Annotated in this window: 10 protein-coding genes; 7 read left to right on the top strand and 3 right to left on the bottom strand. The window is 43.7% G+C overall.

Annotation, left to right across the window (positions count from 1 at the left end; all coding sequences use genetic code 11):
• Positions 1–97: 97 nt before the first annotated feature.
• The 7 genes from pilW to der all read left to right on the top strand — a co-directional run bounded on the left by pilW (position 98) and on the right by der (position 8,510).
• Positions 98–1,708 carry a type IV pilus biogenesis/stability protein PilW gene (gene pilW, locus ABMY35_RS00540; protein ID WP_349284570.1) on the top strand — a complete coding sequence of 537 codons (1,611 nt, stop codon included), beginning with the start codon at positions 98–100 and terminating at the stop codon, positions 1,706–1,708.
• A gap of 5 nt (positions 1,709–1,713) precedes the next feature.
• Positions 1,714–2,577: a RodZ domain-containing protein gene (locus tag ABMY35_RS00535; protein WP_349284569.1), complete on the top strand. Its 864-nt coding sequence runs from the start codon at positions 1,714–1,716 to the stop codon at positions 2,575–2,577.
• Between the two features lie 5 nt (positions 2,578–2,582).
• Complete coding sequence (gene ispG / locus ABMY35_RS00530; RefSeq protein WP_138566842.1) at positions 2,583–3,701, top strand: flavodoxin-dependent (E)-4-hydroxy-3-methylbut-2-enyl-diphosphate synthase; 1,119 nt, start codon at positions 2,583–2,585, stop codon at positions 3,699–3,701.
• A gap of 158 nt (positions 3,702–3,859) precedes the next feature.
• A complete protein-coding gene (hisS, locus tag ABMY35_RS00525) occupies positions 3,860–5,137 on the top strand; it encodes a histidine--tRNA ligase (protein ID WP_349284568.1) in 1,278 nt (425 codons plus the stop codon).
• Positions 5,138–5,146: 9 nt separating this feature from the next.
• A complete protein-coding gene (locus tag ABMY35_RS00520; RefSeq protein WP_349284567.1) occupies positions 5,147–5,767 on the top strand; it encodes a tetratricopeptide repeat protein in 621 nt (206 codons plus the stop codon).
• Positions 5,768–5,778: 11 nt separating this feature from the next.
• The gene (gene bamB / locus ABMY35_RS00515; protein WP_349284566.1) at positions 5,779–6,954 is read left to right on the top strand and encodes an outer membrane protein assembly factor BamB; all 1,176 of its coding nucleotides are present in this window, start codon (positions 5,779–5,781) and stop codon (positions 6,952–6,954) included.
• Between the two features lie 74 nt (positions 6,955–7,028).
• Positions 7,029–8,510: a ribosome biogenesis GTPase Der gene (gene der, locus ABMY35_RS00510; RefSeq protein WP_349284565.1), complete on the top strand. Its 1,482-nt coding sequence runs from the start codon at positions 7,029–7,031 to the stop codon at positions 8,508–8,510.
• 74 nt (positions 8,511–8,584) lie between these two features.
• Here the strand turns inward: der and msrA are convergent, their stop codons facing one another.
• Genes msrA through ABMY35_RS00495 form a run of 3 tightly spaced genes read right to left on the bottom strand, consistent with a single transcriptional unit; the run spans position 8,585 to position 13,269 of the window.
• On the bottom strand, positions 8,585–9,115 hold the full coding sequence (gene msrA, locus ABMY35_RS00505; protein ID WP_349284564.1) for a peptide-methionine (S)-S-oxide reductase MsrA: 531 nt from the start codon (positions 9,113–9,115) through the stop codon (positions 8,585–8,587).
• Positions 9,108–12,209 carry an efflux RND transporter permease subunit gene (locus tag ABMY35_RS00500; protein ID WP_349284563.1) on the bottom strand — a complete coding sequence of 1,034 codons (3,102 nt, stop codon included), beginning with the start codon at positions 12,207–12,209 and terminating at the stop codon, positions 9,108–9,110. Before ABMY35_RS00500 ends, msrA begins: the two co-directional genes overlap by 8 nt.
• A 4-nt stretch (positions 12,210–12,213) precedes the next feature.
• A complete protein-coding gene (locus ABMY35_RS00495) occupies positions 12,214–13,269 on the bottom strand; it encodes an efflux RND transporter periplasmic adaptor subunit (protein WP_349284562.1) in 1,056 nt (351 codons plus the stop codon).
• Positions 13,270–13,335: the final 66 nt, after the last annotated feature.

Below are 13,335 nucleotides of genomic sequence, written 5' to 3'. Positions count from 1 at the left end.
TATTTTTTATTGCCGAAGTTATTTACATAAAATAGATGAAAGATAGGGGCTTTTAGGTAATATAGGTCCCTATTATTTCATACTATCAAGGTGATACATGCGTTCTTATTGGGTAATTCCATTTGCGTTATTAGGCTTAAGTGGCTGTGTAACAGAAACACATAGCGTCACTAAAAATAGCCCTGTGGTGAATTCAGAAATGAATAACCTAGAAGCTGCAAGAACGCGTATCAGCTTGGCATTAGAATATCTAAAAGCGGGTAATAATACGCAAGCCAAGTTTAATCTTGAGCGAGCAGCTAAATTTGCCCCTAAATTACCTGAAGTACACTACACGCTGGCTTATTACTTCGAGCAAGTAAAAGAGTTCCAACAGGCAAAAGCGTCATATCAAACCGCACTCAAGCTAGTACCAAACGATCCAAACACCCTGAACAACTATGGCACGTTTTTATGCCGTATCGGCGAGTATGATGAAGCGAGGGCGCAATTATTAAAAGCGATTGATACTCGCGGCTATTTACGTGTGTCGCAAAGTTATGAAAATTTGGCTTTATGTGCGGTGAAGCAAGATAAGTTTGAGTTAGCTCTCGATTATTTAAATAGTGCAGTGCAACACGATGGTCAGAGTAAAAGTGCTCTAATTTCTCTAGCAGGTTTATATTATGCCAAGAGTGACTTGCATCAAGCATTGCGCGTGTTAGACAGTTACACAGAGAATGGCTTCATTTCATCGCGTAGTTTGTTTTTAGAGTACTTGTTGCATCAAGAGATGGGACATTTAGAACAGTCTCAGAAAATCGCCACGACCTTAGTACAGACTTATCCGCAATCTTATCAAGCACAAGCGATTATTAAAGAAGAATACAATAATAGCGAATTTGATGTATTGCGTGAGCAGTATAGAAAAGCCAAGGTGGCAGAAATCATTGAACAGTCACCGACGGTTTATAACGCTCAGCCTAAGATAAAAATTACCCGCAAGAAAGCGCCTAAACGAGAAAATAATAATAGTGAAGTAGTTCAACCTACTTCTGTCATAAGCACAAATAGTGCAAGTGAAGCTGTGTCACTGCGTGGCGGTTTACAAACTCCTTTTGTGGTTGAAACGCAACCTCAGTCAAATCAGCCTACGAGCACGACAAGCACACCTGTAGCTGAAGAGAAAACCCAAGCGACGACTCAGCTTACTGAAACGCCAAATAATCAAGTGAGAGTGGTGTCATTTGGTGAAAAAACGTCAGTGCAACCAGCTCAAGGTCAAGTGCAGTTCTATCAACCAGATCCAAGTCAGGTTAGGTTCAGAGAAATAGCAGAGAATAATGCCTCAGTTCTTACAGCTAAACCTTTATCAGTTGATGCACCTTTGTTAAATCCAGAAGTGAATTTACCAAATGTGCCAGTGCATACAGTTGGGTTAGGTGAAAACTTATTTAGTTTATCTGTTAAATATGATGTCAAAATGGCGAGTCTGTTAAAATGGAACAAGCTGAAAGAATCAGACCGTTTACAGATTGGTCAGCAGGTGTATTTAAATAATCCACTTATCACCCATATAATTCAAGATGGGGATAGCTTGTATAATATCGCCACCGATTACCAATTACAGATCGGTGATTTGATGCGATGGAACAAATTAACACCAGACGTTGAACTTGCGGCTGGACATAGTTTACTGATTGTAGATCCGAGTAGTTATACTTTATGAATGAAATGAGCCCAGAATCAACTGAGCAACAAGCGTCTTTGGGGCAAATACTCGCAAGCGCAAGAAAAGATGCGAATTTAACCATTGAAGCCGTGGCGGATAGGTTAAAGTTAAGCCCTAAGCATATCACCAAACTTGAACAAGATGATTATACGTCACTTGGTCCAATCACCTTCGTTAAAGGCTACATCAAGGCTTACTGTACGCTTTTGCAATTAGATCAAGCGCAAACCTTGGCACTGTTTCAGGCACCTGAAAGCGTGGCTGAAAATAAAAGTATGCAAAGCTTTTCACGTCGCACAGAAAAAGAAGCCAACGATAGCCGTTTAATGCTAGTTAGCTACGTGATCTTGGCCATAGTATTAGGATCTTCAGGTTTTATGTATTGGCAAACCACATCGAATGAAAACGATGTTATCGTGCCTGAAGTACAGAGTAATGTATCTGAAAGCGAAGCGCCGGTTCTAGAAAACAGCGAAGAAAGCGATACGCCTTCTGATGTTGTATTAACCGCCGAGGATGCGGTTGAACCTGCTGTGGAAAAAGCTGAATCTGACAAACCAGTTTTAGATGTAGTAGAAGCCGAACAAGCACCAGCCGAAGAGACAAGCAGTACACCTGATTTAAATACGATTGTGATGCATTTCAAAGACGATTCTTGGGTAGAGATCTTTGATGCCTCATCAGAGCGTATTGCTTTTGGCGTTAAAAAAGCCGGATACACCATGACAGTGCAGGGCGTTGCACCGTTTTCTGTGGTGTTAGGCCGTCATCAGCAGGTTGATGTAGAGCTAGATGGTCAATCAGTTGATTTATCATCATTGCCACGCAATCGTTCAGCTAAATTTAAATTACCCTTAACAGAGTAACCGTCATGTTTTCAGAATCTCCAATTAAACGTAGAAAGTCGACCCGTATTTATGTAGGTGACGTGCCTATTGGTGATGGCGCACCAATTGCTGTACAGTCAATGACGAACACCAATACTATGGATATCGATGCGACCGTTGCGCAGATCCGTGCAATTCAAGATGCTGGAGCAGATATCGTTCGTGTATCAGTGCCAACTATGGATGCAGCCGAAGCTTTCAAGAGCATTAAAGAGCAGGTTGATATTCCACTTGTTACCGACATTCATTTTGACTACCGTATCGCACTAAAAGTGGCGCAGTACGGCGCAGATTGTTTACGTATCAACCCAGGTAACATCGGTAGTGAAGATCGTATTCGTGCCGTGGTAGATGCTGCGGGTGAACGTAATATTCCAATTCGTATCGGTGTGAATGGCGGCTCTTTAGAGCGTGATTTACAAGAAAAGTATGGTGAACCAACGCCTGAAGCATTACTTGAATCAGCGATGCGCCATGTTGAAATATTACAGCGTTTAAACTTCGACCAGTTCAAAGTCTCTGTAAAAGCATCAGATGTATTCTTAGCGGTTGGTGCGTATCGTTTACTGGCAAAAGAAATTGATCAACCCCTTCACCTTGGTATTACAGAAGCGGGCGGCTTCCGATCTGGCTCAGTAAAATCAGCGGTTGGGCTAGGTATGCTGCTTGCCGAAGGTATCGGTGATACCCTTCGTGTCTCGTTAGCTGCTGATCCGGTACAAGAGATCAAAGTGGGTTTTGATATCTTAAAGTCACTGCGTATTCGTTCTCGTGGTATCAACTTTATTGCCTGCCCTAGCTGCTCTCGTCAAGAGTTCGATGTGGTCAACACCATGAATCAACTTGAAGAGCGCCTTGAAGACATCATTGAGCCAATTTCGGTGTCAGTGATTGGCTGTGTTGTAAATGGCCCAGGTGAAGCTTTAGTCAGTGATATCGGTCTTGCAGGTGCGAACCGTCGTTCTGGTTTGTATATCAACGGCGAGCGTCAAAAGATGCGTATTGATAACGACAATATTGTCGAGCAACTTGAAGAGCAGGTGCGTGATTTTGTTGCTAAGAAGCAAGCGCAGCCAGCAATCGACATTAAAATCGTCGAATAATTTTTAAAAATTACCGACAGAGCAAAGAATATCCTGCAGATCTTTTGCTCTGTCGTTTACGTTTTACGCGAGCTGGGTATAATACTTGACTCCTTTACCCACAATGCGCACTGTGTGTGGCACTCGCATTTAGCAAATAGATTGATTTAGGATTTTCAGTGGCAAAACAAATTCAGGCAGTTCGTGGTATGAACGATTGTCTGCCAGGTGATACGCAAGTTTGGCAGAAAGTAGAAACAGTATTACGTGATACGGTTGCGTCTTATGGTTATCAAGAGATCCGTTTCCCAATTGTTGAATCTACCGACTTATTTAAACGCTCTATTGGTGAAGTAACCGATATCGTTGAAAAAGAAATGTACACCTTTGAAGATCGTAACGGCGATAGCTTAACACTGCGCCCTGAAGGTACGGCAGTGTGTGTACGTGCGGGTAACCAAGGCGGCTTATTGTATAACCAAGAGCAGCGTCTTTGGTACATGGGTCCTATGTTCCGTCACGAGCGTCCACAAAAAGGTCGTTACCGTCAATTCCACCAGTTTGGCCTTGAAGCGTTTGGTATTGCGACTGCAGATATCGATGCTGAAGTGATTTTACTTACAGCGCGCTTGTGGAAAGCATTTGGCATTTCAGATCATGTTCGTCTTGAGCTGAACTCTCTTGGTTCAAATGAAGCACGAGCAGAGTACCGCGATGCACTTGTGGCGTTTTTAGAGCAGAATATTGATAAGTTAGACGAAGATTCTAAACGTCGTATGTACTCAAACCCACTGCGTGTTCTAGACAGCAAAAACCCTGATGTACAGGCTATCTTAGTAGATGCGCCTAAGTTATCTGAACACTTAGATGAAGAATCAAAAGCACATTTTGCAAATTTATGTGAACGTTTAGACGCAGCTGGCGTCGAATACCAAGTTAATGAAAAGCTAGTACGTGGCTTAGACTATTACAACCGCACTGTATTTGAGTGGGTAACGGAAAGTCTAGGTGCACAAGGCACCGTATGTGCTGGTGGTCGTTACGACGGTCTAGTTGAACAGCTAGGTGGTAAAGCAACCCCAGCGGTTGGTTTTGCAATGGGTATGGAGCGTCTAGTTCTGCTACTTCAAGCGCTAGAAAGCGTGGGTGAAATTCGCCGTAATGCAGACGTGTATGTTGCAGCTATGGGTGATGCCGCTAGTATTCAAGCGCCAGTGATTGCAGAGCAATTAAGAACAGAAGTAGCCGGCCTTCGTGTACAAGTTCACTGTGGTGGCGGTAACTTTAAGAAACAATTAAAACGTGCAGATAAGAGCGACGCGCTAGTTGCGCTAATCTTAGGTGAAAGCGAACTTGCTGAAGGCAAGGTAACCGTGAAATATCTGCGAGAAGAAAAAGAACAAGTCACAGTGAGCCTGGAAGAGGTTAAAACACTGTTAGCAGACTTAGCAGTATAAGAGGACTGTATGGAAATTTACTCAACAGAAGAACAGCAAGCAGAAGCAATAAAACGATTTTTCCGTGAAAACGGCGTTTCACTTGCGTTAGGTATCGTTATAGGTCTTGGTGGCTTATACGGTTGGAAATACTATAACCAAAGCAAGATCACATCTGCTGAAGCTGCTTCAAACGCTTACAATGAATTGGTTGAAGGTGGTGAAGTTCTGACTAAGTCTGACTCATTCATTGCTGAAAATGGCGACTCAAATTATGCGGCGCTAGCGGCATTTGTTGCGGCTAAAGAAGCAGTTGAGAAAGGGGAGTTTGAAACAGCGGTAACTAAATTAACTTGGTTACAAGACAATGTTCAAAACCCAGAGCTAAAAGCCACAGCTATCTTACGTTTAGCGCGTGTACAAGCACAGCTTACACAATATGATGCAGCGCTAAAAACATTATCACAAACAACACCAGAGGCTTTTAAAGCACAAGTTGCTGAAGTAAAAGGTGATGTATATCTTGCAAAAGGTGACAAAGACAGCGCTCGCTCTGAATATGAAGCTGCGCTTGCTGAGTCAACAGAAGGCAATAACAGCCTACTACAGATTAAGTTGGACAATTTAGCCACAGCCCAGCCTGCAGCTTAGGAGTAGTTCCGATGAGAAAGCTAAGTATGGCCACATTGGCGTTGTGTATGGCGTCTTTGCTAGGTTGTTCATCGAGCGATGATGAAGAAGAAATTGTTTTACCTGAAATTGTAAACCAATTCGAAACGCAAGTTGACTGGACGAACGGTGTGGGTGATGGCGTAGAGCATTACTTCTCTCGTTTAACGCCTGTTGTCTACAAAGACACTGTATTTGTTGCAGCGAGAAATGGTGAAGTCGAAGCAATTTCAACCGAATCTGGAAAGACCCTTTGGGAAACTGATGTTCGTAAAAACGTCAACTTCTGGCCTTGGGCGGACAACGACAGTGCAAAATTGTCGGGCGGTATTTTACAGGCTTATGGCAAACTATACATAGGCTCTGAGCATGGTGAAGTGATTGCACTTGAGCGAGAAACCGGTGAGATTGTTTGGCGTAAGGCCGTACCGGGTGAAGCATTATCTTCTCCAGCAGCAGGTGATGGTCTGGTTTACGTAAATCTGGGCTCAGGTAAATTGTTGGCACTTCACCCAGATACAGGCGAAGAGCGCTGGCGTCATGAGCAAGAAGTACCTGCATTAACACTTCGTGGTTTGAGCTCTCCAGCAGCAGCCAATGGTGGTGTGTTATTTGGCGAAGAAAGCGGTAAGTTAACGGTTTTAATCGCTGAAAATGGTTACACCGCATGGAGCGCAGAAGTTGCAACTGCAAAAGGTGCGTCTGAATTTGAGCGCTTAGTGGATGTTGATACTAAACCTATCGTTGTAGGCGCATTTGCTTACGCTATCGCCTATAATGGTAACTTAGCAGCGGTTGATGTTCGCAGTGGCAATGTCGTTTGGAAACGTGAGTACAGTAGTTACCGCGATATTAGCATTGAGGCTAATGTGATTTATGTTGTCGACAGTGACGGCATTATTTACGCGTTAGATAAAGATTCGGGCATTGAGCGCTGGAGTCAGTCAGGTCTGCGTGGTTGGTATCTAACGGCACCGGCTGTTGCTGGTAATTACTTAGCTGTAGGCGATCAAGAAGGTAACTTGCATTGGTTAGATAAGCAAACTGGTGATCTAGTTTCTCGAGAAAGTTTTGATAGCTCAGGCTTTTACGTAGAGCCTGTTGTAGCAGAAGATAAATTAATTGTGGTAACCCGAGATGGTGAAGTTAGCGCGGTAAAGATCCCGTAACCATTAATTTATTAATGCATTTTTTCAAGGCTTCGCATTGCGAAGCCTTTTGTTGTTTATTGATGAGGTAGTCTATGCTTCCGGTGATCGCTCTTGTTGGGCGACCTAATGTGGGTAAATCCACACTTTTTAACCGTTTAACACGCACTCGTGATGCGTTAGTAGCGGACTTTCCTGGCCTAACGCGCGACCGTAAATATGGTCAAGCGAATTATGATGGCTATGAGTTTATCGTTGTTGATACGGGTGGTATCGATGGTAGCGAAGAAGGGATTGAAACCGAAATGGCAGAGCAATCTCTGCTGGCCATTGAAGAAGCGGATATTGTTTTATTCTTAGTAGATGCCCGTGCAGGTATGAACGCAGCCGATCAGGCTATTGCGCAGCATTTACGTAAACAAGAGAAAAAATGCTTTATCGTTGCGAATAAAACCGATGGTATTGATGCCGACTCTCATTGTGCTGAGTTTTATCAGTTATCATTGGGTGATGTTCATCAAATTGCGGCAGCGCATGGTCGTGGTGTCACTCAGCTATTAGATCATACTTTGCAGCCTGTTATTGCAGAGTTGGCAGGCGAAGCTGAAGAGCTTGAGCAAGATGACGAAAGCTTAGCTGAGCTTTATCTTGAAGGTGAAGATGGCGAGAAGCTGGAAGACGGTAAAACAGGTTTTGAAGATAAGCCTGTTAAATTAGCTATTATTGGTCGTCCTAATGTAGGTAAATCTACACTTACTAACCGTATTCTAGGTGAAGAGCGTGTGATTGTTTACGATATGCCGGGCACGACACGTGACTCTGTATATATCCCGATGACACGCAATGACAAAGAATATGTCCTGATCGACACAGCAGGTGTACGTAAGCGTAAAAAAGTCAGCGATGTAGTCGAAAAGTTCTCAGTGATCAAAACGCTTAAAGCCATTGAAGATGCCAATGTAGTGTTATTGGTGGTTGATGCGCGCGAAGGTATTTCTGATCAAGACTTAAGTTTACTAGGCTTTACGTTAAACGCGGGTCGTTCACTGGTTATTGCAATCAATAAGTGGGATGGCTTAGACGAGTACGTGAAAGAGCGTATTAAAACTGAGCTAGACCGTCGTTTAGGGTTCATTGATTTTGCCCGTTTACACTTCATCTCGGCACTTCACGGTACGGGTGTAGGTCACTTATTTGAGTCTGTAGACGAAGCCTATGAGTCTGCGACTAAGCGTATCAGTACAGCAATGCTGCGTCGTATCATGGATATGGCGCAAGCAGATCACCAGCCGCCGCTAGTACGTGGTCGTCGTGTGAAGTTAAAGTATGCGCACGCCGGTGGTTATAACCCGCCACGTATTGTTATTCACGGTAACCAGGTACATGACTTACCTGACAGCTACAAGCGTTACTTAATGAATTACTACCGTAAAGCGCTTGGCATTATGGGCACACCGATTAAGATTGAATTTAAAGAAGGTGATAACCCATATGCGGGTCGCAGTAACAAGATGACCTTATCGCAAAAGCGTAAGTTACGTGCTTTCTCAAAAGAGAGTCGTAATAAAGATAGTTAATACCTATCTGTATTGTAGATATTAAAAAAAGGAGCTTTCTGCTCCTTTTTTGTTATTTATTGATAGCACATCTACTAATTGAGTAGGTGTGCATATTTCTGACTAAACTTAGCGACTTTAGGGGCCACAACCACACTACAATAGCCCTGATTTGGGTTCTCATTAAAGTAGTCCTGGTGATACTGCTCTGCAGAGTAGAAAGTGACCGCAGGTGTTACCTCCGTGACAATTTTCTCTGCTAAATGTGGCTGTAACTGCTTGATGGTCTGTTCAGTTAGTTCAGCTTGTGCGTCATCGTGATAGAACACCGCACTACGATATTGCGTGCCCACGTCATTACCTTGACGGTTTAATTGAGTCGGATCGTGCAATGTAAAGAACATATCTAATAGCTGGCTGTAACTGATAACATCAGCGTCGAAGCTGAGCTGGACTACTTCAGCATGACCGGTCATGCCTGTACAGATATCTTTGTAGGTAGGATCATCGGTTTGACCCCCCATGTAGCCAGATTCAACTTTATGAACGCCTTTAACGCGGCGAAACGCCGCATCAATACACCAGAAACAGCCACCGGCAAAGGTTGCCGTTGCAATGTTAGCCATGATTTTTCTCCTCTAAAGCGCGCGCTTGTTCAGCAATTTTTTGGCTTAAGAACTCAGGTGATTGAGTCTTACGCGCCAGTAATGAATAAGCGCAAGGAATAATAAATAGCGTCAGTATAGTTGCCACGCTTACACCTGCAAAAATAACCACACCAATAACCATGCGACTTTCTGAGCCTGGGCCTGTCGCAAATACTAGCGGGATCGCACTCATTACCGTCGTCAGTGATGTCATGATAATAGGGCGAAGGCGTTGAACGGCTGCATCAATTAAGGCTTGCTCAAATTCGATGCCTTTGTCACGTAATTGATTGGCAAACTCAACAATCAAAATACCATTTTTAGCACTCAAACCAATCAGCATCACAATACCAATTTGGCTGTAGATATTAAGACTACTGTCGGTGATAAATAACCCATACATAGCGCCAACGAGACCTAGTGGTACCGTTAACATGATCACCAGTGGGTGTACAAAACTTTCAAATTGAGCAGCAAGCACTAAGAAGGTAACGGTTAAAGCGAGTAGGAATACGTAAGTCATGGCCGACTCACCTTCATAAAACAGCTTAGATTCACCTTTATAATCAACAGCACCATCTATGTGGTTTTCTTCTGCAGCAACCGTGTTTAAGAAATCTAATGCTTCAGCTAAGGTATACCCCTCCGCAAGGTTTGCAGTGATAGTGATAGCACGCATACGGTTGTATCGATTTAGACGTGAAGCAGTGGCTTCTTCAGCCACAGTGATCAAGCTATCTAGCGGGATCAATTCAGCTGTACGAGACTTAACAAAGATATCAGCAATGTCATTAGGCGCTGCGAAATCTGCTTTGGTGCCTTTCAAAATAACATCGTATTCTTCACCGCGGTCAATAAAGGTGGTAACGCGGCGTTGGCCTAACATAGTTTCAAGGGTGCGACCAATATCACTCACCGACACTCCTAAGTCTGCCGCTTTTAATTTATCAATGCTGATTAAAAACTGTGGGAAGGTTTCTTTGTAATCATGATCTAAACGCACGAGTCCTTTGTTCTGGCGAGCTTTGGCTATGATTTTATCTCGCCATTCAACTAGCTCTTCGTAATCGTTACCTTGCAGTACAAACTCGATAGGACGTGACTGACCGCCGCCGCCAATGCCTCGGCGCATAATTGCAAAAGCACGCACATCGGTGACTTCGCGCATCTTGCCACTGATCTCTCCCATTACTTGCCAAGTCGAACGTTTACGCTCGTCCCAATCTGGCATACCTACGATGGCAACACCCCCACGGCCACCCCAACCAGGAACACGCACTAGCACACGACTGAGCTCACCGGCTTCAACATATGGCAGTAGTCGTTCTTCGATCTTTGCCATATTCTCAGCGTTATTTTCGTAACTCGCGCCTTCAGGGCCATTCATCATCACAAAGAAAGTACCGCGGTCTTCTCTAGGTGTAAGTTCAGATGGAATTTGCTTCTTAAGGGTATAAGTCGCAAAACCCGCTAACACCAGTACCGCTAACAAACTAAAGCGTCTGTTTAAGTTATCCAGTAGTACTTTACGGTAACCATTTTCAAGCTTAGTAAATTGTTTATCCATCCACTGAGTAAAGCGATTTTCACTGCTACTAGGCTTCAGTACTTTGGAACATAAAGCTGGCGACAAGGTCAGTGCAGTGACACTTGAGAATACTACTGCTGCACTGGTTGCCATGGCAAATTCAGTAAAGAGCGCGCCAATCCGGCCATCCATAAATACCAAGGGCACAAACACTGAAACGAGTACAAGAGTTGTGGCTATGATGGCAAATCCAACCTCACGTGCGCCTCTAAATGCAGCTAAAAGTGGCGGCTCACCAAGCTCGATACGGCGATAAATGTTCTCGAGCATAACAATGGCATCGTCCACGACTAAACCTATGGCCAATACCAGTGCCAATAGAGTTAGTAAGTTGATTGAATAACCCATTGAGAGTAAGAACATAAAGGTTGCAATCAGTGCAACAGGTACTGTAACCGCTGGAATTAAAGTCGCACGAATATTACCTAAGAAGATAAAGATCACCACGACAACTAGGCCCATGGCAATTGCAAGCGTACGATAAACTTCGGTAATAGATTCACGAATGAAGATAGAAGAATCATAGCTATCCTGAATGGTCGTGCCTTCAGGCAGATTGTGCTTAATTTTCTCTAGTTCCTTACGGGCATTATCGACTACTTCGAGGGTATTGGCTTTGGCTTGCTTTACAATGCCCATACCGACCATGTTTTTACCATTACCGCGGAATGTACTTTCGTTGTCAGCGGCTTCGAGTAATACATCTGCCACTTCTCCAAGGCGAATTAAGTAGCCTTGCTCACCTCGCTTAATCACGAGGTTATTAAAGTCTTCTTGGGTTTTGTAACTACGGGTGATACGGACAGAAAAATCTCTATCAAGAGACTCTATTTCACCAGCAGGGAGTTCCACGTTTTCACGGCGTAAAACCTGTTCTATGTCGCTTGAAGTAATGCCGCGTGCTGCCATGGCTTTTCTGTCTAGCCAAATCTTCATGGCATATTGACGTTCACCACCAATGCGCACGTTAGAAACACCATCAACCACCGCAAGGCGATCGACAATATAGCGCTGAGCATAGTCAGACAATTCTAGTGTGTTCATAGAGGTACTGTTGAGTACAAACCACGCAATAGGGCTCTCATCAGAATTAGACTTGGATACCTCTGGCGGGCGAACTTGTTCAGGAAGTCTATCTAGTGCACGTGAAACACGCTCGCGAACGTCATTTGCTGCCGCATCAATATCTCGGTCAATATTGAACTCTATGGTGATGTTTGATCGGCCATTGCGAGAGGATGAAGTAATGCTTTTGATGCCTTCAATACCTGATATACGGTTTTCAAGCACTTGAGTTATCTTGGTTTCTACTACTTCACTTGATGCGCCAGTATAACTTGTAGAAACACTGACAATTGGCGTTTCAATGTCGGGATATTCACGTAGTGGTAGCATGGTAAATGCCACGATGCCAAACGTGAGTAACAGTAGGTTGATTACAATTGCAAAAACGGGGCGTTTTACCGCGGTATCTGTAATTCTCACTCGATCACCCCTGTGTCGTTACTGAAGAACCAGGACGAATTTTAATGGTGCCTTCGGTGATCACTTGCTGGCCGGCTTCTAAACCACTTTTAATGGCGACCCAACCATGAAAACGTTCAAGTAACTCGACTTTGACTTGCTGTGCTTTATTTTCAGCATCGATGATATACACAAAATGGTTATCTTGGCGTGGAATAATGCTTTTCTCTGGCACCATGAGCGCTTCAATACGACCTAGCTCCAGTGCCACTTGCATTAGCATACCTGGGCGTAAAAGGTTGGCGTCATTTTCAAAACTCGCAGTGACAGATACGCTGCGAGTTGCTTGGTTGATACGCGGTCCAATATGCGTTACTTCACCTGTAAACGGTGCATTAGGGTAAGCATCTGAAATCGCAGATACCTGCATACCTTGTGTCAATTGAGCCAGATATTTTTCAGGTACCTGAAAGTCTACTTTGATAATACTGATATCATCTAAAGTCGTGAAAGGGGTGTTACTATTTACGAAGCTACCTATATCGACTAAACGCTTGCTTAGCACGCCAGAAAAGGGGGCTTTAATAATCATTTCCTGCAGTTTTGACTCAGCATTGGCCAGTTTTGCTTGCAGTGCATCTACCTCAGAAGCTTGTTCTTCTAACTGAGACTGCGCGGCTGACTGTGAGCGAGCAAGTTCCTGCAAGCGTTTTAGCTGACGCTGTTGTTCTTTTAAGTTAATTTTCAGCTCTTTGACGGTTAAGCGTTCTTGTTTGTCGCGAAGGGTGGCAAGCAGTTGCCCCGCTTTTACAAATTCCCCATCTTTGAAAGTAAGCGTTTCTACATAATCACTTTGCGCACTGATGATGTTGATGGCTTGGTTTGCTCGTGCTGTACCTACAGCATCAATATTGATACTTTTGATGTCAGTACTGACAGTATGCACAGCAACTTGGGTTGCAGGACGAGACGAAGGTCCTGTTTTACTATGGCTTACTGGTAAATAAAAATAACCACTAATTGCGATTAGAATTAAAATTAAAACGGGAAAAAGAACTTTACCTGACTGCTTGTTATACATGTTGTTCGACCACTGCTAATGATGAGCTCAGTTTACAAGCTTTATACGATCGAAAAATGAGTATGG

Origin of the sequence: Pseudoalteromonas sp. BZB3, from assembly GCF_040104455.1 — a bacterium.
Classification (GTDB): domain Bacteria; phylum Pseudomonadota; class Gammaproteobacteria; order Enterobacterales; family Alteromonadaceae; genus Pseudoalteromonas.
The sequence above is the reverse complement of the archived record's forward strand: the minus strand, read 5'-3'. Positions and strand labels throughout refer to the sequence as shown.

Coding starts and splice junctions, on each gene's coding strand:
- pilW (WP_349284570.1), top strand. CDS start 98: ATGCGTTCTTATTGGGTAATTCCATTTGCGTTATTAGGCTTAAGTGGC.
- ABMY35_RS00535 (WP_349284569.1), top strand. CDS start 1,714: ATGAGCCCAGAATCAACTGAGCAACAAGCGTCTTTGGGGCAAATACTC.
- ispG (WP_138566842.1), top strand. CDS start 2,583: ATGTTTTCAGAATCTCCAATTAAACGTAGAAAGTCGACCCGTATTTAT.
- ABMY35_RS00520 (WP_349284567.1), top strand. CDS start 5,147: ATGGAAATTTACTCAACAGAAGAACAGCAAGCAGAAGCAATAAAACGA.
- bamB (WP_349284566.1), top strand. CDS start 5,779: ATGAGAAAGCTAAGTATGGCCACATTGGCGTTGTGTATGGCGTCTTTG.
- der (WP_349284565.1), top strand. CDS start 7,029: ATGCTTCCGGTGATCGCTCTTGTTGGGCGACCTAATGTGGGTAAATCC.
- msrA (WP_349284564.1), bottom strand. CDS start 9,115: ATGGCTAACATTGCAACGGCAACCTTTGCCGGTGGCTGTTTCTGGTGT.
- ABMY35_RS00495 (WP_349284562.1), bottom strand. CDS start 13,269: ATGTATAACAAGCAGTCAGGTAAAGTTCTTTTTCCCGTTTTAATTTTA.